We start from the raw sequence: 20,060 nt of genomic DNA, 5'->3' as shown, positions 1-20,060 counted from the left end.
GAAAGGAGGCGCTGTTTCATGAGCAAATTAAAGCTAACAGGAATTGGGCACGGTTTTCCAAACAAAAAAGGGCACGTTTCCGTGCTTGCCAATATTCAGCTGCAAGTCGAGCAAGGGGAGTTTGTTTCCATCATTGGCCCCTCTGGCAGCGGTAAGAGTACATTATTCCATATTATTGGCGGACTCGTTCAGCCGATGTCTGGGGAGGTTTGGCTGGACGGCGAGAAGGTGACAGGCAAAAAAGGGTTAATTTCCTACATGCCGCAGCAGCCGGCTTTGTTCCCATGGCGCACGATTGAGGAGAATGTGGCGCTGGGGCAGGAAGTGGCTGGTGAGTCGCGCGATACGGCGATCGCCAAAGCCAGAGAATGGCTGCCCAAGGTCGGATTAGGCGGCTATGAACGAGAGCTCCCTCACGTGCTGTCAGGCGGGATGCAGCAGCGGGTTTCCTTTTTAAGAGCCTTGTTAAGCCCGCAGGAGCTCATGTGCTTAGATGAGCCATTTGGCTCTTTAGATGCGCTAACAAGGCAGGATATGCAGGCGTGGCTATTAGACATTTGGGAGCAGAATAAACGTTCTATTCTATTTGTGACGCATAGTATCGAGGAAGCGCTATTTCTATCTGACCGTATTTATGTGCTTTCCAATAAGCCAGCAAGTATTATAGAAGAGCTGAAGGTTCCATTTGCAAGACCGCGACAGGAAGCAGTTCTGCAGGATCCGGCATTTCTAACACTCAGGCAGCATATTCAAGGGCTTCTAAGACGGGAGAAAATAAACGATGCAAGCCATTGATGCACATATTCATCTCGATATGTATACGGTAGCGTCCGCACAGTCGATCCTAACGGATTTAGAAGCTTCTCAGGTGCAGGCATTGATCGCGGTGTCCAGACATCTAGAATCCTGTAAGGACACGAAGCGATTGCAGTTACTCGCGCCAAACCGAGTCTTTGCGGCGTATGGGTTTCATCCGGAGCAGGAAATACCGACGGATGCTCAGTTGGAAGCATTAATCAACTGGATGCGTGAACATGCAAGTGAAATGATCGCGGTTGGCGAAATTGGCCTGCCTTACTATATGCGACAAGAGGTGGAAGCAACGGGTCAAGTATTTAACTTGGCGCCGTACATTCGCCTGCTGGAGCGATTCTTGCAGCTAGCTGCCGAATGGGACAAGCCTGTTGTGCTTCATGCGGTGTATGAAGATGCCGCAATCGTATGTGACTTACTTGCGAAATACAGCATCAAGAACGCACATTTTCATTGGTTTAAAGGACCAGACGAAACGGTGGAGCGAATGATAAACGCTGGCTATTACATTTCAATCACGCCTGATGTTCTCTATGAAGAGGAGATTAGAGGGCTTGTTCGTACATATCCATTAGCGCAAATGATGGTCGAAACAGACGGCCCTTGGCCATTTGAGGGGCCATTCGCAGGTCAAGAGACACATCCTCGTATGGTTCATGCCGTCACCAAGCAAATTGCCGAGTTGAAAGGATTAACCGTACAAGAAACGGCAACCATTTTACTGGGCAACACTTGCCGGTTTTATCAGTTGTCAAGGTCAGACCAACGCTAAATCCAACTGGACAAGTGTTCGTATTCGCCTTATAATAAAATAGAACAAATGTTCGATATTTGGATGAGGTGAAAGAAAAACATGACAAATCGTTGCGGTTGGGTGAATGAAGACCCTTTATATCAAGATTATCATGACCACGAATGGGGTGTTCCCGTTCATGATGATCGTGTTTTATTTGAGATGCTGAACTTAGAAGGTGCGCAAGCGGGCTTAAGCTGGTATACGATCTTGAAGAAGAGAGCCAATTATCGAGAAGCGTTCGATGGCTTTGATCCGCATGTGATCGTGAATTATGATGAGGCAAAGCTGCAGGAATTGCTTCAAAATCCCGGCATCGTGCGAAATCGCTTAAAAATTGCCGCTGTTGTCCAGAACGCGAAAGCCTTTCTTAAAGTTCAACAAGAGTTCGGTACGTTCGATACGTACATCTGGAGCTTCGTAGGCGGAGAACCGATGAAAAATCGGTGGGAGGATAGCCGACAGCTACCTGCCACAACGGAAATTTCAGATCGCATGAGCAAGGACTTAAAGAAGCGCGGCTTCAAATTTGTCGGTTCAACGATTTGTTACGCATATATGCAAGCTGTGGGCATGGTCAATGATCACATACAAACATGTTTCTGTTATCACAACGAAAATAACTAGAAGGTAAACATAAGGCCATCTGATGGGACGAATCGTCCGAGTCAGATGGCCTTATTGTGCTTCAATTGGCATGTTGGAGTTGTTTTTCTATTAAATTGAATTTGATCATATAGATCCGTTTGCGAATGTAGAAATCATAAACAGCACCTGTAAGCTCTCTTGGTTTAATCCGGTTGTTCGTGTCGTTATCTATGATCGTTACCGACCCATCGTCATAAAACTTGAACGTATAGTCGGCATAGTGCGAGTGAGCTTCGTCCAGCATGGTATCGATCTGTTCAGGAAGAAGATGTTCAGTGGCGTCACACAATGCCTTCTGGAACCAATAATCTCTCTCGATAAAACGAAAATTGTGACTGCGGTTCATCATGTTAACAACCTCCTCATCTAATTGGAACGTTTGTTCTTGTTTTCATTATAGCAAACAAGTGTTCGTAATGGAAGAGGGAACTATGAAAAAAAGGAAATATTTTCATAGAATTAATATGAAAAAACCACCAATCACATTGATTGATGGTTTTGGCTAGCAATGATATGTTTGGTAATGGAAAGTCCGTGCAATCGCCCTGTTTCGATGAAGATTTCGTTCGCATCATACTTGGATGAAGCGACAACGCCTGCAACATATAAGCCGGGAATATTCGTTTCCATCGACGCTGGGTTGACCACAGGCGCATTGGTTTTTTCATGAAATTGAACACCAATATCCGTAAGCAACTGCCGGTCTGGATGAAAGCCGGTTAAAGCAAGCACAAAGTCATTTGCTAAAGTGACGTGTTCGCTTCCTTTTCGCACATATACAGTGTGTTCGTCAATTCGTTCGACCTGCGAGTCAAACAACATCTGGATTCGGCCTTTGCTCACCATGCTTTCAAACAGGGGACGGACCCATGGTTTAATATTGGCCGAGAAATCTTTTCCACGATAGACGACAGTCACCTCTGCACCAACACGTAGTAAATCCATGGCAGCATCCACAGCTGAATTGTTGCCACCGATAATCGCGACTTTGGCTCCAGCATAAGGATGGGCTTCCTTGTAATAATGCGTCGTTTTCGGAAGTTCCTCCCCAGGTATGCCGAGCAAGTTAGGGTGATCGAAATAACCTGTAGCGACAACAACTTTGAGCGTATCGTAAGTCGCTTTATTGCCAAACTGATCGGACGTGTGAACCTTGAAGCCAGCTTCAACTTGCTCAATGAGAACAGCTTCCTCGTAGGAGCGGATTCGCAGCTGCTCTCGGCGAGCGACTTCACGGTAGTAAACCAGTGCCTCCTGGCGGTAAGGTTTATCATGCGGAGTCGTAAAGGAATAGCCGCCAATCTCTAGCAGCTCAGGCGTACTGAAAAATTGCAAATACGTAGGATATAAATAAATGGCATTTACGATACAGCTTTTCTCTATGAGTAATGGTGACAGACCTGCGCGTTCCAAGGCAACGGCTGCCGATAAGCCGCAAGGCCCTGCACCAATCACAATCACTTGCTCCACAGTAACAACCTCCTCAAATCCAGTTTCTTTAGTCTATAGTAGCGCACGTGGTAGGAGATGCCAAGTTCGATTGCCGCTGAAAATAAGTCGAAATAACGAAAATAGAGCAGCCCCAAGCTCCTAAGAAGGAACGAGAGGACTGCTCTATATGTATGAAGCCGATTATTTTTGGTTCAGTTGGTTTTCTTCATTGTCTTCACTAATATCGTCCTTGGCTAGATTAATGGAACTCGTGCTTGGCGCGTTTTCCAGCGTATCATTCACGAAAGCCATATCTTGATTTTCCGCATTCATATTCGTTGTTCCTGTATAATTGCCTTCATGTTTCTTATTTTCCATAGGGCACTTCCTTTTCTTCTGATTTAAAGTACTTCGTTAATGTGCACAGGCATGCAGGATTTTATTCCCTTTTTAGGTATGGTAAGGCAAGGGTGTGAGTCAATATAGTTCCTAACAACAAAATCCGCTATAATAAGCGAAGATGGTAAAAGAAGGAGAGATCATACGGATGTCAGCGACAAGTATTAAGCATATGGTTGTTTTCAAATTGCATACAGGTAAGGATAACGCTGCAGCGGAACAATTCCTGAAAATCAGCGCAGATGAGCTGACAACAATTCCAGGAGTAGAGCAATTTGAAGTACTCCGTCAAGTGAGCGCGAAAGCTGAGTATGATTATGGATTTTCCATGGTATTTGCGGATCAAGCTGCGTATGATGCCTATAATCAGCACCCTGTACATACCCAATACGTGGCTGAGCGGTGGTTAAAAGAAGTTAGTTCTTTCCAAGAAATTGACTTTAAAGTATTCGAAAAATAGGAGTGCGTACTCTATGAAAGTTCTTAAACTGCCCAAGGATGAAAAAGACGCTTTAATCAGCGATCTGCAGGAGCATTTGGATGTGGAATTAGGTGTGACAGTAGGTCAGATTGCCGCAGAGCAATTGATTGACTACATGCTGCAGCAGCTAACGGCACCTATTTACAATTTAGCTATCGAGGATGCACTCAAAGGCGTGAGGGATCGCATGAGCGTGCTGGAAGATGATCTGTATGCCATGAAGGTTACAAAGCGTACGCGTAGATAGTGGATTGGAGTGGGAACGTGAAATGAAGAAGTCTGAAGAGCTATTTGATGTGTTTGATGAGCAAAAGAATTGGCTTGGCGTGGCGCCTCGCTCCGAGGTTCATGCCAAGGGTCTATGGCATCAGACCTTTCAGTGCTGGATTGTCAGCCTGGAAGAAAAAGTGCCGAAGCTGCTGTTACAGTTAAGGCATCCGGATAAAGATTTATTCCCAGATCTACTCGATATCTCTTGTGCAGGACATCTTGCAGCGGGTGAAACCATCATTGAGGGGACGAGGGAGCTGGTGGAAGAGTTAGGGCTCACCGTTGCTTTCGAGGACTTAATTCACTGCGGCATGTTTGCGGAAGAGGATCTCATTTCGGATAACCTGATCGACCGTGAGTATTGTCATATGTTCATTTATCGCTGTGATCAAGCTTTGAAGAGTTACGTGCTTCAACCTGATGAAGTTAGCGGGCTATTTGCGGTGAACGTGTCTGATTTTAAACAACTCATTCGCGGTGAACGAGTAGAAATTGCAGCAACTGGTTTTAAAAGAAGTAGGAACGGCGAATACATAGATGTAGAATGGCCGATTTCATTGAAGGATGTAGTGCCGCATCCTACGGCTTATTTTGAACTTCTTTTTAAGAAGTTGGAGGAGCAGGGTTGGACATAACTATGCGTAAGCAGGAAAAAGAACCGACTCAGAGAATCTGATCGGTTCTTGCAGCGCTTATTTAATTAGACGAAATAGGTGCTCGCAATGTAGTAATAAGCGATGTAGCACACAATGGAAAGCCCGATGCAGGTAATTCCCCATGCCGTTTTTTTCTTAAACAAAAGCAAGAATCCCGCACTGAAGGCGGATCCCATGATAAGCATTGAAATAAAAGTTAGCACACCCATGCAAATGTATCTCCTTACCCTTTGTTTACGTAATCACGAACCATATCCTCGGTTACGAGGGAACGGAGCGGAGAAATACCTTTTTGGGCATGGGCGATAATTTGGGCCGTAATGGCGTTGATGCTATCAACGTTAAAAGGCAGCCCGCGTTTGCACAAGTCGACAGCCGTGTCAATGGCGTGCTCTCGCTGTGCATCAAGCTCAGCAAAACGAACAAGATGCAAATGCTGTGCATTCGAATGTTTGGAAATCGCTTCATGTACATTCATGTTAAAGTTCTCCTTTAGTGACTAGATTGTCTTCTAGTATACACGATTGAATTGCGAAGGAACAGGTTTCCAAGGAGAAAACAGATGAACAAATCGTGATCTTTCATTCATGGCATGCATATTTGATGGCATTAATTAGAAGGTAGGCTCGGAGTGAAACCCATGAATGTGTTACCGATTACCGCAATACTTCCACAACTCGTAGATACGTTAGAAGTACGCAGCTGTGCGATTGTTGTTGCGCAGCCAGGCGCAGGCAAAACGACGCAGGTACCATTAGCACTATTGGATGCCCCGTGGCTACAAGGTCAAAAGATTCTCATGCTAGAACCTAGAAGACTAGCTGCTCGCGCTGCAGCAAGATATATGTCTAGGCTTCTCGGTGAGGAAGTCGGTCAGACAATTGGCTACCGCGTGAAAAATGATACCCGGGTCGGACAGAACACCCGTATTGAGGTCATCACAGAAGGTGTCCTAACACGCATGCTGCAGCAGGATCCTGCCTTGGATGGGGTGGGTATCGTTATTTTTGATGAATTTCATGAGCGCAGCTTGCATGCAGACATCGGACTTGCTCTGTGTCGGCAATCACAAACACTGCTTCGTGAGGATTTAAGAATACTGCTCATGTCGGCCACCATAGAAGCCAATGAGATTTCTGCTTTGTTAGATGAAGCTCCGATCATTGAAAGTGAAGGCCGAACCTTTCCAGTCGAGACGCATTATCTTCCAAATAAAGTAGTTGGAAGAATAGAGAATGCAGTTGTTACAAGTGTTGCGCAGGCACTACGAGATCAAGATGGAAGCCTGCTAGTCTTCCTTCCAGGTGCAGCGGAAATTCATCGTGTCGCGAATGGAATTGCAGCATTGCGATTAGGTCAAGAAGTGGAGATCGCACCTTTGTATGCGAATCTCACGATAGAGGCCCAAGACCAAGCGCTGGCGGCCACCCGTGAGCCAGGCCATCGCAAAGTCGTACTGGCCACGTCCATCGCGGAGACCAGCTTGACGGTCGAAGGGATCACGGTCGTGATCGACAGCGGCCTTATGCGTGTGCCGCGGTTTTCGCCCCGCACCGGCATGACCCGTCTGACGACGGTGCCGGTGTCAGTCGCCTCTGCGGATCAGCGCAGAGGCCGGGCAGGGCGTCTCGGTCCAGGCGTGTGCTACCGCCTATGGACCGAGACCGAGCACCGGCAGCTCCCGCCGAGCTCTACGCCCGAGATCCGCGAAGCCGATCTCGCCCCGCTGGCGCTGGAGCTTGCCGCCTGGGGCGCGCCAGACCCCGCTGCGCTGGTCTGGCTAGACCCGCCGCCTGCTGCTGCGTACCAGCAGGCGCAGGAACTGCTCGTGCAGCTCGGCGCGCTGCACGACAACGTACTGACGCCGCACGGCAAGCGTGTTGCGGCGTTAGGCTTGCACCCGCGGCTTGCGCACATGGTGCTGCAAGCCATCCCGCTTGAGCTCGGCGCGCTGGCGTGCGAGCTCGCGGTCATGCTGAGCGAGCGCGATTTCATGCGCGCCGCCGAGCGGGATGCGGATGTGCGCAGCCGCATCGAAGTGCTCCAGCGCGCCGTGCGTGGCGACGCGCGCGAGGGGGTGGACCTTGGCCTTTGTCGCCGCATCGCGGCGGAGGCCAAGGTCTTGATGCAGTCGCTCGGGGTGAAGCCGAGCGAGGGCAATGCAGAGGCGAGCGGGCTGCTGCTCGCCTTCGCCTTCCCCGACCGCGTCGCGCAGCGGCGGTCGGCGGGGCGGTTTACGCTAGCGAACGGCCGCGGGGCCGTGCTGCCAGAGCTGCAGCCGCTCTCGAATGAGCGGTACATCGTCGCAGCGGAGCTGGACGACAGCGGCATCGAGAGCCGGATTTATCTCGCTGCTCCGCTCGAAGAGGAGCAGCTGTTCACCGCCTTTGAAGACCATATCCGCAAAGAACAAGTAGTGGAGTGGGATGGTGAAGTGGGCTCCGTGCGAGCGAGAGAACGGTGGCAGCTCGGCGCGCTCACACTGAAAGACAAACCGCTGCACGATCCAAATCCGGATCTCGTCCTGCAAGCATTGCTTACAGGGATTCGAGCGGAATCCTTGGACGTGCTGCCTTGGTCGCGTTCCGCGCGCCAGCTTCAGGAGCGCAGTATCTTTTTGCACCGTTTTACGGAGAATTGGCCCGATCTTCGCGACGAAACGTTACTAGCGACTCTTGAGGAGTGGGCAGGTCCGCATCTGTATGGGGTGAAAAGCAAAGGAGCTTTAAGCCGCCTCAACTTGACAAGCCTATTAGAAGAAATGCTAACATGGGAGCAGCGCCGTTCGTTAGACGAGTGGGCGCCTACGCACATTCAAGTGCCGAGCGGGTCGCGAATCCCCATTGATTATAGCAACATGGAATCACCGACTTTATCCGTGCGTCTGCAAGAGATGTTTGGGTTAGCAGATACCCCTCGAATCGCGAAAGGTAGGGTGCCCGTAACCCTACACCTGTTATCTCCGGCTCAGCGGCCGATGCAGGTGACGAAGGATTTGGCGAGCTTTTGGCGGGAAGCCTACTTCGAAGTGAAAAAAGATCTCAAAGGCCGCTACCCCAAGCACTACTGGCCTGACGATCCGATGGCGGCGATTCCGACGAACCGAGCGAAGCCAAGAACTTGAACCCATTTATCCGAGAAGGGAACGAAAGCAAGTCATGACCAGTCACGCTGATACCGCGGACATCATAATTTATGTTTCAGCTGGATTTGCAACCGCGTCGAATTTCCTGGATGATTTTGCAGATAAACTTGCTTCGCGATATGTACAGGCTGGTAAGCATGTGCGTGTGTATGTTCACTTTCCATACGGCGATTGGGAACGTTCGAAGCGAGGGCAGCTGCAAGAAATTATCCGAGATATGTGGCATAACGCACATCGGATGAAATCCGTCTACGGCGGTAAAAGCTTACGCGAATTCGTACAAGCAACGATGAAACATGGGCAAAAGCTGCTTTTCATCGGACATAGTGCTGGTTCTGTAGCCTCGATCATGGCGGCGGAGGAGCTTGCGCGTGAGGGACATACGATCCTCGGCGTGATCCAAATTGGATCCCCGAGGTGTGCGATTCCGGCTATTTTCAAAAATAAAGTACTGTACGTACATGCTGCGAATCCGCATAATCAAGCGAGAGATCCCATTCCTCGGTTGGGAACATGGGGCGGGTGGAGCCGAACACGTTTAGGCATCCACGGCTGGAACCGTGTGAAACATGCGCCGTTACACCAGCTCAAGCTCCCGCTTATTGGGAGTCATGCTGATTATTTTAGAGATCACAATCCCTACATATGGCAAAATGCAACCAATTTACAAACGACCATGAACGCAATCTGGACATGGCTACAAACACTTGAAAAGGATGTTGAAGATGATTGAAATTTTGAAAGCAAGTATGGAACACAGCAAGGAAGATGGCTACCTCGGGCATGTTCAGTTTAAAGTTGAAGGCCATGAGCATCCGTATGAAATTACGCTACATGACCCAAAGGGGAAAAATGATTGGAGCTATGCCCTGAACTTCCTCAATGAATCTGGTAAAGAAGAGGATATTGAGGCAGTAGAAGAGCTGCTCGAAGAGGATGAGCATTTCGATCTGCTTGTAGATGCGGCGCGGGAAGCGTTGGCGAAGTAAATATCATTGGAAGCCGCGCTGGTTAGCGCGGCTTTTTGTCGTTATTGTTTTATTTGAAAATGCTTTAAAAATTGTTGTCTAAAAAGGTTGGATACTTGAGCATTTTTATCCAATCCTGAACGTACCCATCCTAGTTGGATCGGCACTTGCTCCACATCCTCGATCTCGAGCATAACCAGATTTCCACTCAAGGCATAGGGACTATCAAAAAATGAAAAATCATAACCAATGGTGGCTGCAAGGTTTTCTTTCAAGGCTGTAGCTATCGCATTTGGGTTATTACTCCTAAATAAAATCGGTAGTGCGCCATGATGTTCAGAAAAGTGATGCATAAAATCATGAAGATACGATTCATCGTACAAAGCAAAAGAGCATTTCTGCATGTCAATAGGCGTGATTTTCTTTTTGGCTGCTAGCGGTGAGTTCTTCCAAACCCCGACAACGATTTTCCCCTTCCAAATACAATCGAAACTCAATCCAGCCTCAATTGTCGACTCACCTCTTAGTCCAACCAATCCTAAATCAATGTTGTTTTGTTTAATTTCTTGCAAGATAACATCGGAAGAACCCTCAATAATTCGGAAAGACACATCGGGGTAATCATTTTTAAAGCTGGAAACAGTTCTCACAAGTGAACTCATTACCCCTGGTAGAGATGCTACTCGCAATTCTGCTTGCATCATTTGGGATAAGCGTAATACTCTTTCCTTCATTTCCTGCAGTTTAGTTACGACTTCCAATGCGGTTTGTATGATGTTCATGCCCTCTTTCGTAGGGACAACACCTGTACGTGAACGATTAAAAATCGGAAGTCCTAGCTCGGATTCCAAACTAGCAATCGACTGACTAACCGCAGATTGTGTTACGTTTAGATTGCTCGCAGCGATCGTTAGTGATTTCGTTTTTGCGACTTCAATAATGTAGTGCATCTGTTCTAGTTTCATAAAATTTGCTCCTTTATAGCATTAGTATAACTAATGATAAACTAATTAACATTAATTTTATTTATTTTAAAGGGTGAGTTATACTAGTTTTTGCAACGTATGTATGACACTTGGGTCATATATTTTCGTAAAGGGGAAATCGGACATGGAAACGTCGGCAATGACTATTATGACCCAGCAAGTGTATAAGTTAAAAGAACATGATTCTGTCGGAGATGCGATTGACAAGCTTATCAAGTACAGGATCAGCTCTTTGCCAATCGTTAACGACTACAATGAAATCGTTGGTTTTGTAAGTGATGGAGATATTCTTAGAATGATCGGCAAGCATCATCTTAAAGTGATAGATAATGGATTTTTTATGGTCAATTATTTTGAAAATGGCGATCCCTTTGATTTTCGTTGTAATCACATCAGACAAATGAGTATCATGAAAATTGCAAAACGTAAAGTGATCAAGGTGCAGACGGATACCAACATTGAGGAAGTCTCAGCAATCCTGGCTCAAAAACAGATAAAAAAAGTGCCTGTGGAACGCAATGGAGTCCTAGTTGGCGTAATTAGTCGCGCTGATCTCATACGTCACATCTATACAGAGAAACTTGAAATAGGGTAGTACAACGAAAAACCGCGCTTCTGCACGGTTTTTTGTTCGTCTAGGATTTGTAGCCGGCACGCTATTGGGGAGAAACTATATTAATTAATTGATAATATCGCCTAGTATCAATTTACAGCTGACAATATTTCATTTTTGTCATTGACCTATTTACGTGGTTTATATATTACCCTCACCCAAACCGCTTCAAAATCAACACCGCATTATGCCCGCCAAAGCCAAATGAACTCGACAACCCGTACTGCAACTCCGCATGCCTCGCCACATGCGGGACGTAATCCAGATCACACTGTGGATCTTGATTGTCCAAAGATTCCAACCTGCACTTGATGGGGAGAAACTATATCGATTTATTTTTTTGACTAGTATCATTTTACAACTGACAATATGTCATTTTTGTCCCGAGCTATTTACGTGGTTAGTATATTACCCTCACCCAAACCGCTTCAAAATCAACACCGCATTATGCCCGCCAAAGCCAAATGAACTCGACAACCCGTACTGCAACTCCGCATGCCTCGCCACATGCGGGACGTAATCCAGATCGCACTGCGGATCTGGATTGTCCAAAGATTCCAACCTGCACTTGATGGGGGAGAAAGTATATCGATTCTTATTTTTGCCTAGTATCAATTTACAACTGACAATATTTCATTTTTGTCATCGACCTATTTACGAGGTTCGTATACTGCCCTCACCCAAAAAGCTTCAAAATCAACACCGCATTATGCCCGCCAAAGCCAAATGAGCTCGACAACCCATACTGCAGCTCCGCATGCCTCGCCACGTGCGGGACGTAATCCAGATCACACTGCGGATCTGGATTGTCCAGATTGATGGTCGGCGGAATGAGGCCGTCTTGTAAGGTTTTGATCAGCGCGACGGCTTCGACACCGCCGGCGGCGCCAAGCATATGGCCGATCATCGACTTGTTTGCGCTGATCGGCACGTTGTATGCGCCGCGGCCAAGCAGACGCTTGATCGCCAGCGTCTCGGAGAGATCTCCCGCGACGGTGCTCGTCGCGTGCGCGTTGATGGTGTTGATCTCCGACGCGTCGATCCCTGCATCGACCAGCGCTTCGCGCATGGCTCGGTAAGCCCCCGAGCCTTCAGGATCGGTCGCCACGATGTGGTAGGCGTCCGAGGTTGATCCATAGCCGACGATCTCGGCATGGATGCGAGCCCCGCGTCGCTCCGCGTTCTCGAGCGACTCCAGGACGAGCACGCCAGCGCCTTCGGCGGCGACGAATCCGTCACGCTGCGCGTCGAACGGGCGACTCGCCTGCTCCGGCGCATCACAGCGCGTCGACAACGCGGTTGCATTGCCGAAGCCCGCTAGCGCGAGGTCGGTGACCGTCGCTTCGGCGCCGCCGGCAATAACGGCATCTGCGCCTCCGCGCTGGATGAGCTTGAAAGCCTCGCCAATGGCGTTATTTCCCGTCGCGCAGGCGGTGACGGGAGCTAAGGATGGCCCCTTGGCACCGTATAGGATGCTCACCTGCGCTGCCGCCATGTTGGCGATCATCATCGGAACAACAGTCGGACTGACGCGGCTTGGCCCTCTGGACAGCAGCGTTCGATAGTTGTCCAAGATCGTTTGAATGCCGCCAATGCCAGAGCCGATATAGACGCCAACGCGTTCTTCGTTGGAGGCGTCGATTACGAGCCCAGCGTCATCGATAGCTTGTTTGGCTGCGGCAACAGCGAACTGGCAGTATCGATCCATGCGGCGCACCTCGCGCCGACCAACTTCGGCTTCCGCATCGAAATCACGAACAATGCCAGCGAAGTTTGTTTTGTAATCCGATGTGTCGAACTGCTCTATTTTAGAAATACCAGATTTCCCCGCAATCAAATTTCCCCAGAATGTCTCTACCTGATTTCCTATAGGTGTAATGACTCCCATACCTGTAATAACCACACGTTTCATCGCGTCGTCCTCCTTTTTTACTTAGAATGTCACACTACGTATCCTATTACAAGTTACCGTTTATACTGGTATAATGGCTTCTATGATACTAGGCTGAGGAGGCAACAGACGCATGAACACGAAGGAAAGACTCCATGAATTATCCAACTTTCTAACAGCACATCGGTCACGCATTCAACCGCATGAAGTTGGATTAGTAGGCGGAAGCAGGCGGCGTACGCCAGGTTTGCGTCGAGAAGAAGTCGCTGCGATCGCTGGCGTAAGCACGACGTGGTATACCTGGCTGGAACAGGGACGCGACATCAAAATGTCCGTACAAGTCCTTGATCGAATTGCGATGGCCTTACAGTTGAATGAGGATGAACGGCAATATTTATTCATGTTAGCCCTTGAGCAACCAGCGCCTACGACTTTTGTCGATAAGATACCAACGATAAGCCCGGCTTTGAACCGGATTTTGACGGAGCTTCATGATTGTCCGACGATCGTATCTGATCGCAGATGCCATATCGTTGGCTGGAATCAAGCAGCTGCGGCTGTTTTTCTAGATTTTGCTAAGCTCCCGGAGGGGGAGCGGAATATGATATGGCTGCTTTTTACACGGAAAGAATTGAAAGCATTGGCGGTCAACTGGAGTGACTTTGCCAAAGGTTTTTTGGCGATGTTTCGCTCTTATTATGGACAGTATGTAGGAGATAACTGGTATAGCGAGTTTATAGAGGAAATAAGTGAGCGGAGCAAAGAATTTCGTGCTTTGTGGAATGAGGGTGATGTTAGCTCTGCGCCTGAAGTTTTTATTGAATTTCGACATGCTAAGGTGGGAAAAATGCTGTTCGATCTCACAACCTTGCAGGTGCAAGGGAGAACGGATCTGAGATGCAGTGTGTATACCCCGTCCATCGGGTCCGATACTGATACGAAAATCAGACTACTGATGAGTAAATTAAACGAGTAGCATAAATATGTACATACAAGTTAACAGAATGGTATAATACGTTCACAATCAAAGCCTTGAGGTGAAGCATGAAAGATAAGCAATTACCGAAATACCAACAATTAAAACAGGAAATTTTATCCTGGTTACATACCGGAAGACTTAAGCCTAATGATCAAATGCCATCGGAAAACGAGATTGCCGAGCAGTTTCAAATGAGTCGGCAAACGGTAAGACAGACGTTCGGCGAGTTGGAGAAAGAAGGCTGGCTCTACCGCATGCAAGGCAAAGGAACGTTCGTTTCTACGCCGCAAACGCAAAAATCACGCGATGTACAAACGATAGGTATCCTGACGACCTATATTTCTGACTATATTTTTCCGCATATTGTGAGAGGAGCAGAGGCAGCGTTGCGGGCGCGAGGCTATAGATTGCTGCTCTCTTCAACAGATAACGACAAAGCAAAAGAACGAGAAAGTCTGGATATGATGATGAGTCAGCCCCTCAGCGGACTTATTATTGAGCCCACCAAGAGCGCAGAGGGGAACCCAAATCTGAGTTACTATTTGGCTTTGGACTACCAGCATATTCCGTATCTCATGATTAACGAGCGGTATCCCGAGATGAATTGTCCTTCTTTAATCGTGGATGATGAAGAAGGTGGATTTAAGGCTGCTCAGCATTTAATTAAGCTTGGGCATCGGCGGTTAGCGGGCTTTTTCAAAACAGATGATTTACAAGGTGTGAATCGGTTAAAAGGCTTCATTCGTGCGCATCATCACTACCAGATCCCGCTGCTGCCGGAATACGTGATTCATTATACGACAGAGGAGAAGCGCCAAAAACCGTATGCAAGCGCCGTTGCAATGCTTGAACACAGTACGGTACAGGAACGCCCGACGGCCTTCGTTTGTTACAATGACGAGCTTGCGATTCATCTGCTTGAAGCTGTACGTACAATTGGCTTGCAAGTGCCGCAGGACGTCTCCATTATTGGATTTGATGACTCCACTCTTGCCACAGCAACTGAAGTGAAGTTGACTTCGCTTTCCCATCCTAAGACGGAGCTTGGGAGTGACGCAGCTGGTATTCTAATTGATATGATCGAGAATAAGCGTGCCAGCGGCAGTGAAACAGGAAAAGTGTACAAGCCAGAATTAATAATTCGTGAGTCAACGATGCGCATTTCCTAATTTAAAAATTTAGGGTAGTCAACTTGTACGTACAAGTGATATACTGAAACCAAGAATCATGTTCACTTTTGAAGGAGGCCCACGATGTCGAAGAAATATGCGATTGGTGTTGACTATGGAACGGAATCAGGACGTGCGGTTTTGGTTGATTTGAGTGATGGCACTGAGGTTGCAGATCACGTTACGCCGTATCCGCACAATGTGATTGACGAGAAACTGCCGGTTTCCGGTGTGAAACTAGAGTACGATTGGGCTTTACAGCATCCCCAAGATTATATCGATGTGTTAACGCAATCGGTTCCTGCAGTTGTACGTGCATCTGGTGTAGATCCTGCGGATATTATCGGGCTGGGGATTGATTTCACGGCATGTACCATGCTCCCGATCGATAAGGAAGGTCAACCGCTTTGTTTCCAACCCGCGCTTTCCGCGAATCCGCATAGCTGGGTAAAGCTCTGGAAACACCATGCAGCACAAGATGAAGCGACTTTGATCAATGAGATTGCGGCGAGCAGAGGGGAAGCTTTCTTGCCACGTTACGGCGGTAAAATTTCTTCCGAGTGGATGATCGCTAAGGTTTGGCAGATTTTGAACGAAGCACCTGATATTTATGACCAGGCTGATCGCTTCTTGGAAGCGGCAGATTGGGTAGTTTCTCAAATGACAGGTCAAGCCGAAATCGTACGCAACAGCTGTACAGCGGGCTACAAATCCATTTGGCATAAGCAAGACGGCTATCCAAGCCAAGATTTCTTTAAAGCGTTGGATCCTCGCCTGGAAGATGTAACGGCTACGAAGCTTCGCGGTGATGTTGCTGCTCTAGGTACAAAAGCTGGAGAGCTGACCGCTGCAATGGCTGAGCGCATGGGGCTAGCGGCGGGAACAGCGATTGCTGTGGGTAATGTGGATGCGCATGCGGCAGTACCTGGTGTTGGCGTAGTGACTCCAGGCAAGTTAGTCATGGCGATGGGGACATCCATTTGTCACATGCTGCTTGGTACAGAAGAGAAAGAAGTAGAAGGCATGTGCGGCGTCGTAGAAGACGGCATTATTCCAGGCTACTTAGGATATGAAGCAGGGCAATCTGCGGTTGGTGACATTTTCGCATGGTATGTGGAACAAGGTATTCCTGCTTATGTAGAGAAGGCTGCAGCTGAGGAAGGCATCAATGTCCACGAATGGTTGGAACGTCGTGCATCCGCTTACAAACCAGGTGAAACGGGCTTGCTAGCATTGGACTGGTGGAATGGTAACCGTTCGGTGTTAGTCGATACAGAGTTAAATGGACTTATTTTAGGTTATTCTTTGCTGACAAAACCGGAAGAGATTTATCGTACTCTACTGGAAGCAACAGCTTTCGGAACTCGCAAAATTGTCGATGCTTTTCATAGCAACGGGGTTGAGGTTGAAGAGTTGTACGCGTGTGGCGGTCTGCCGCAAAAAAATCGCCTTCTAATGCAAATTTATGCAGATGTTACGAACCGTGAAATTAAAATTGCCGATTCCAAACAAACGCCAGCGCTTGGAGCTGCTATGTTCGGAGCCGTAGCTGCGGGAGCGGACAAAGGCGGTTATGACAGCATCGTGGATGCCGCGAAGCAAATGGCGCGTGTGCGTAAAGAAACGTTCAAGCCCATTGCGGAAAACGTCGCTGTATACGAAAAGCTATACCAAGAGTATAGCAAGCTGCATGACTATTTTGGTCGCGGTGACAATGATGTGATGAAACGACTTCGCTCGATTCGTGAAGAAGCCCGTCATTAATTATCCCAATATCCTAGGAGGCATTAAGCTATGAACCCTTTTTCTGAAAAAGTATTTTGGTTTGTCACTGGCAGTCAACATTTGTATGGACCTGAAACACTGCTTCAAGTAGATGAGCATTCCAAACAAATCACAGCAGGTATTGATCGTGCCGAAGTGATCCCTAGCAAGCTTGTGTTCAAACCAGTTCTAACTACACCGGATGCCATTCGTAGACTGTGTCTAGATGCGAATGCGGATGATTCCTGTGCGGGAATTATTACTTGGATGCATACGTTCTCTCCGGCAAAAATGTGGATCGCAGGTCTTTCGGAGTACCGCAAGCCGTTGCTTCACTTGCACACACAATTCAATCGTGATATCCCATGGGAAACGATTGATATGGATTTCATGAATTTGAACCAAGCTGCGCATGGTGACCGTGAATATGGGTTCATTGGCGCTCGCATGGGAATTTCTCGTAAAGTGGTAGTCGGCTACTGGGAAGATCCTGCTGTGCTTGATCGCATTGCAGGCTGGATGCGTACGGCCGTGGCGTTCATGGAAGGTCGCAGCTTGAAGGTTGCTCGTTTTGGAGACAACATGCGTCATGTGGCCGTAACAGAAGGCGATAAAGTCGAAGCGCAAATTAAATTCGGCTGGTCCATCAATGGCTACGGTGTAGGTGATCTTGTTCAGCGTGTTGGGGATATCTCTGAAGCTGAAGTAGATCAACTTATGGATGAATATAATGAATCATACGACATTACACCTGAAGGCCGCACAGCGGGACCTATTCGTGATGCCATTCGTGAACAAGCGCGTATTGAGCTTGGGTTGAAAGGCTTCTTGCAAGAAGGCGGCTTCGGTGCTTTCACAACGACGTTTGAGGATTTGCATGGCCTTAAGCAATTGCCAGGTCTTGCGGTTCAACGCTTGATGGAGCAGGGCTATGGCTTTGGCGGTGAAGGTGATTGGAAAACGGCGGCGTTGCTGCGCGTGATGAAAATCATCGCAAACAACAAAGGAACGTCCTTCATGGAGGACTACACATATCATATGGAGCCAGGCAATGAGCTTGTGCTAGGCGCACATATGCTTGAAATTTGTCCGACGATTGCGGCGACTCGTCCGAAAATCGAAGTTCACCCGCTTGGCATTGGCGGTAAAGCAGATCCAGCGCGTCTTGTTTTTGACGGTGCTTCAGGCTCCGCATTGAATGCTTCCCTCATCGATATGGGCAACCGCTTCCGCTTGCTGATTAACGAGGTGGATGCAGTTCAACCAGTGAAAGATATGCCGAAGCTGCCTGTTGCACGCGTGTTGTGGAAGCCGCAGCCTTCCTTGAACGATTCAGCAGAAGCTTGGATTTATGCAGGCGGCGCTCATCACACGGTGTTCTCTTACACAGTGAGCACGGAGCAGCTTGTAGATTGGGCAGAGCTGGCTGGCATCGAAGTCGTTATCATTAATAAAAATACTTCACCACTCCAGTTCCGTAATGAGCTTCGCTGGAACGATGCAGTTTGGAGACGCTAATCAACAGGAAGTCTTTAGGACCTGAGGCATTCAGCCTCAGGTTTTTCTATCGAATGCCGAATGTCATATTTGTCTATATAAAAGCTTTTTATGTCCATTGACTTCTTTGAGAAATATCGGCTAAAGTAAAATCAAATAAGCCTGTCCACATTTTGGATAGAAGTAGCTAGTTATTAGGAGGAGAATGAAGAGGATGTCTACCAAAGCATATGAAGGAACGTACAATGGTGAACAAGCAATTTGGCTGCAAGCTGGGCGTTATGAAGCGGTTGTTTTGCCAGATGTCGGTGCAAATCTGATTGCTTTTCGTGATATAGAGAAAGAATATCGTTTCTTGCGTGAGCCGGCTCTGGAAGAAATGGAAGCGTTCAAAGAGCGTCCAATCGTTCATGGCATTCCTGTATTGTTCCCGCCGAATCGTTATGAGGATGGCAAATTCCCGTGGAATGGGAAAGTATTCCAGTTTCCGGTGAATGAACCTAAGACAGGCAATCATTTGCACGGATTTGTACACAATATTCCATGGGCCGTGGAGAATTTCAGCAGCGATGGCACGGAAAGCCGCGTTGCACTTGCTTTACGTGTGCGTGAAGGACATTCGGTTCATGAATTTTTACCTTTTGACTTTACGATTCGCTTGATTTATACCTTGAATGAGCAAGGTTTGCATCAGCAAATTTCCGTACATAATGAAGGCAATGAAGCGATGCCGTGCTTGTTAGCGTTCCATACGACAATTAATGCGCCTTTTGCGGTCAACAGCCAGCCTTCCGACTATACATTCCAAATGACAATCGGCGAGCGTTGGGCATTGAACGAGCGCATGCTGCCAACAGGCGAGTATCAAGCGCTATCCGCGGATGAAGAGAAGATGAAAGTCGGCGGTCTGTCGCCGTTCTTTGAAGGCATGGATAATCACTACACGAGTGTTCCGCAAAATAGCCGCAACTTCATGGCATTGACAGATGCGCGCGAAGGGATCAAACTCGTTTATGATGTAGGAACTTCGTACAAGCAGTGGATGATTTGGAACAATGGCAAAACAGAAGGCTTCTTCTGCCCTGAGCCACAAATGAACTTGGTCAATGCGCCGAATGTGAATCTGCCGGCAGATCAAATCGGGCTAGTGTCCTTGGAACCTGGCGAAGTGTGGGAAGAGACAGCACGCTTATATGTCATTAAAGCTTCGAAATAAGAAATAATCGGTTGCGAACCACCCCCTTTGATGCATGGAGAGAATCCGATGGGATGATCGACTTGTGAGGAGGGGGTATTTTCATACTAGGAGGGGTAAGAATGGGGAAGTGGGATCATTTAGATCGCGAGCAAATTGAAGCTAAGGTTGATGCGCTAACACTTGAAAATGAAAGATTGAAGGCGGAAATCGCGCGTCTGCGCGGCGTTAAGCCTCCAGCTTCAGGCTCCATGGAGAGCATGTCCACAAAGCTGAGGGAAGCTTTATACGAATAAATTGGGCTGCCAGATCGGAATAAACGCCTCAGTTCGACAAAGCGAATGTGATTCGCTATAATAAAC

General features: G+C 47.9%; 23 protein-coding genes and 2 pseudogenes. 16 read left to right on the top strand and 9 right to left on the bottom strand.

Annotation, left to right across the window (positions count from 1 at the left end):
• The first annotated feature begins 18 nt into the window (after window positions 1-18).
• The 3 genes from AC58UX_RS16430 to AC58UX_RS16420 all read left to right on the top strand — a co-directional run bounded on the left by AC58UX_RS16430 (window position 19) and on the right by AC58UX_RS16420 (window position 2,233).
• Complete coding sequence (locus AC58UX_RS16430) at window positions 19-795, top strand: ABC transporter ATP-binding protein (protein ID WP_497254519.1); 777 nt, start codon at window positions 19-21, stop codon at window positions 793-795.
• Complete coding sequence (locus AC58UX_RS16425) at window positions 782-1,585, top strand: TatD family hydrolase (protein ID WP_497254517.1); 804 nt, start codon at window positions 782-784, stop codon at window positions 1,583-1,585. Before AC58UX_RS16430 ends, AC58UX_RS16425 begins: the two co-directional genes overlap by 14 nt.
• Before the next feature lie 81 nt (window positions 1,586-1,666).
• Entirely contained in the window at window positions 1,667-2,233 is a 567-nt protein-coding gene (locus AC58UX_RS16420) for a DNA-3-methyladenine glycosylase I (RefSeq protein ID WP_497254515.1), read from the top strand.
• Between the two features lie 61 nt (window positions 2,234-2,294).
• On the opposite strand, the gene AC58UX_RS16415 is transcribed toward AC58UX_RS16420, so the two are convergent.
• The 3 genes from AC58UX_RS16415 to AC58UX_RS16405 form a co-directional block, all read right to left on the bottom strand.
• A complete protein-coding gene (locus tag AC58UX_RS16415) occupies window positions 2,295-2,603 on the bottom strand; it encodes a hypothetical protein (RefSeq protein WP_497254513.1) in 309 nt (102 codons plus the stop codon).
• Window positions 2,604-2,734: 131 nt separating this feature from the next.
• Window positions 2,735-3,724, bottom strand: coding sequence for a YpdA family putative bacillithiol disulfide reductase (locus tag AC58UX_RS16410; protein ID WP_497254511.1), 990 nt, complete (start codon window positions 3,722-3,724; stop codon window positions 2,735-2,737).
• A 162-nt stretch (window positions 3,725-3,886) separates the two neighbouring features.
• A complete protein-coding gene (locus tag AC58UX_RS16405) occupies window positions 3,887-4,063 on the bottom strand; it encodes a hypothetical protein (RefSeq protein WP_497254509.1) in 177 nt (58 codons plus the stop codon).
• A 169-nt stretch (window positions 4,064-4,232) separates the two neighbouring features.
• Between AC58UX_RS16405 and AC58UX_RS16400 the strand changes: the two genes are divergently transcribed.
• The 3 genes from AC58UX_RS16400 to AC58UX_RS16390 are packed head-to-tail and all read left to right on the top strand — an operon-like array spanning window position 4,233 to window position 5,470.
• Window positions 4,233-4,544 (top strand): Dabb family protein, encoded by a 312-nt coding sequence (locus AC58UX_RS16400; protein ID WP_497254507.1) that lies wholly within the window; start codon window positions 4,233-4,235, stop codon window positions 4,542-4,544.
• A 13-nt stretch (window positions 4,545-4,557) separates the two neighbouring features.
• Entirely contained in the window at window positions 4,558-4,812 is a 255-nt protein-coding gene (locus AC58UX_RS16395; protein WP_497254505.1) for a DUF2164 family protein, read from the top strand.
• Between the two features lie 22 nt (window positions 4,813-4,834).
• A complete protein-coding gene (locus AC58UX_RS16390) occupies window positions 4,835-5,470 on the top strand; it encodes an NUDIX hydrolase (RefSeq protein WP_497254503.1) in 636 nt (211 codons plus the stop codon).
• Between the two features lie 65 nt (window positions 5,471-5,535).
• On the opposite strand, the gene AC58UX_RS16385 is transcribed toward AC58UX_RS16390, so the two are convergent.
• Both AC58UX_RS16385 and AC58UX_RS16380 read right to left on the bottom strand, forming a co-directional pair.
• Complete coding sequence (locus tag AC58UX_RS16385; protein ID WP_497254501.1) at window positions 5,536-5,700, bottom strand: hypothetical protein; 165 nt, start codon at window positions 5,698-5,700, stop codon at window positions 5,536-5,538.
• A 14-nt stretch (window positions 5,701-5,714) separates the two neighbouring features.
• The gene (locus AC58UX_RS16380; RefSeq protein WP_497254499.1) at window positions 5,715-5,969 is read right to left on the bottom strand and encodes a YpbS family protein; all 255 of its coding nucleotides are present in this window, start codon (window positions 5,967-5,969) and stop codon (window positions 5,715-5,717) included.
• Window positions 5,970-6,131: 162 nt separating this feature from the next.
• Between AC58UX_RS16380 and hrpB the strand changes: the two genes are divergently transcribed.
• From hrpB to AC58UX_RS16365, 3 genes are read left to right on the top strand one after another with little or no spacing between them, the layout of a single operon-like run.
• Window positions 6,132-8,615, top strand: a complete 2,484-nt coding sequence (hrpB, locus tag AC58UX_RS16375; RefSeq protein WP_497254497.1) for an ATP-dependent helicase HrpB — start codon at window positions 6,132-6,134, stop codon at window positions 8,613-8,615.
• 34 nt (window positions 8,616-8,649) lie between these two features.
• Window positions 8,650-9,369, top strand: a complete 720-nt coding sequence (locus AC58UX_RS16370) for a lipase family protein (RefSeq protein WP_497254495.1) — start codon at window positions 8,650-8,652, stop codon at window positions 9,367-9,369.
• The gene (locus tag AC58UX_RS16365; RefSeq protein WP_497254493.1) at window positions 9,362-9,625 is read left to right on the top strand and encodes a hypothetical protein; all 264 of its coding nucleotides are present in this window, start codon (window positions 9,362-9,364) and stop codon (window positions 9,623-9,625) included. The genes AC58UX_RS16370 and AC58UX_RS16365 overlap by 8 nt, the downstream gene beginning before the upstream one ends.
• Window positions 9,626-9,666: 41 nt before the next feature.
• Here AC58UX_RS16365 and AC58UX_RS16360 read toward each other — a convergent pair whose 3' ends face one another.
• Window positions 9,667-10,569 carry a LysR family transcriptional regulator gene (locus tag AC58UX_RS16360; RefSeq protein WP_497254491.1) on the bottom strand — a complete coding sequence of 301 codons (903 nt, stop codon included), beginning with the start codon at window positions 10,567-10,569 and terminating at the stop codon, window positions 9,667-9,669.
• Between the two features lie 145 nt (window positions 10,570-10,714).
• On the opposite strand from AC58UX_RS16360, the gene AC58UX_RS16355 reads away from it, so the two are divergent.
• Window positions 10,715-11,185 carry a CBS domain-containing protein gene (locus tag AC58UX_RS16355; RefSeq protein WP_497254489.1) on the top strand — a complete coding sequence of 157 codons (471 nt, stop codon included), beginning with the start codon at window positions 10,715-10,717 and terminating at the stop codon, window positions 11,183-11,185.
• A gap of 172 nt (window positions 11,186-11,357) precedes the next feature.
• On the opposite strand, the pseudogene AC58UX_RS16350 reads toward AC58UX_RS16355, so the two are convergent.
• From AC58UX_RS16350 to fabF, 3 genes and pseudogenes are all read right to left on the bottom strand, one after another.
• Window positions 11,358-11,495 (bottom strand): annotated as a pseudogene (locus AC58UX_RS16350) (beta-ketoacyl-[acyl-carrier-protein] synthase II); the annotation flags it as partial.
• A gap of 122 nt (window positions 11,496-11,617) precedes the next feature.
• A pseudogene (locus AC58UX_RS16345) lies at window positions 11,618-11,755 on the bottom strand (beta-ketoacyl-[acyl-carrier-protein] synthase II); the annotation flags it as partial.
• Between the two features lie 124 nt (window positions 11,756-11,879).
• Window positions 11,880-13,115 carry a beta-ketoacyl-ACP synthase II gene (fabF, locus tag AC58UX_RS16340; RefSeq protein ID WP_497254487.1) on the bottom strand — a complete coding sequence of 412 codons (1,236 nt, stop codon included), beginning with the start codon at window positions 13,113-13,115 and terminating at the stop codon, window positions 11,880-11,882.
• Window positions 13,116-13,227: 112 nt separating this feature from the next.
• Between fabF and AC58UX_RS16335 the strand changes: the two genes are divergently transcribed.
• The 6 genes from AC58UX_RS16335 to AC58UX_RS16310 all read left to right on the top strand — a co-directional run bounded on the left by AC58UX_RS16335 (window position 13,228) and on the right by AC58UX_RS16310 (window position 19,994).
• The gene (locus AC58UX_RS16335; protein WP_497254485.1) at window positions 13,228-14,070 is read left to right on the top strand and encodes a helix-turn-helix transcriptional regulator; all 843 of its coding nucleotides are present in this window, start codon (window positions 13,228-13,230) and stop codon (window positions 14,068-14,070) included.
• A 68-nt stretch (window positions 14,071-14,138) separates the two neighbouring features.
• A complete protein-coding gene (locus tag AC58UX_RS16330; RefSeq protein WP_497254483.1) occupies window positions 14,139-15,242 on the top strand; it encodes a GntR family transcriptional regulator in 1,104 nt (367 codons plus the stop codon).
• An 84-nt stretch (window positions 15,243-15,326) separates the two neighbouring features.
• Entirely contained in the window at window positions 15,327-17,006 is a 1,680-nt protein-coding gene (locus AC58UX_RS16325) for a ribulokinase (RefSeq protein WP_497254481.1), read from the top strand.
• 30 nt (window positions 17,007-17,036) lie between these two features.
• Window positions 17,037-18,524: an L-arabinose isomerase gene (gene araA, locus AC58UX_RS16320; protein ID WP_497254479.1), complete on the top strand. Its 1,488-nt coding sequence runs from the start codon at window positions 17,037-17,039 to the stop codon at window positions 18,522-18,524.
• 193 nt (window positions 18,525-18,717) lie between these two features.
• On the top strand, window positions 18,718-19,719 hold the full coding sequence (locus AC58UX_RS16315) for an aldose 1-epimerase (RefSeq protein ID WP_497254477.1): 1,002 nt from the start codon (window positions 18,718-18,720) through the stop codon (window positions 19,717-19,719).
• A 101-nt stretch (window positions 19,720-19,820) separates the two neighbouring features.
• A complete protein-coding gene (locus AC58UX_RS16310) occupies window positions 19,821-19,994 on the top strand; it encodes a hypothetical protein (RefSeq protein ID WP_497254475.1) in 174 nt (57 codons plus the stop codon).
• The last annotated feature ends 66 nt before the right edge of the window (window positions 19,995-20,060 follow it).

Source organism: Paenibacillus sp. J22P90 (genome assembly GCF_059692195.1).
Note: the sequence above shows the minus strand (reverse complement) of the source record. Positions and strands in the feature narration are given on the sequence as shown.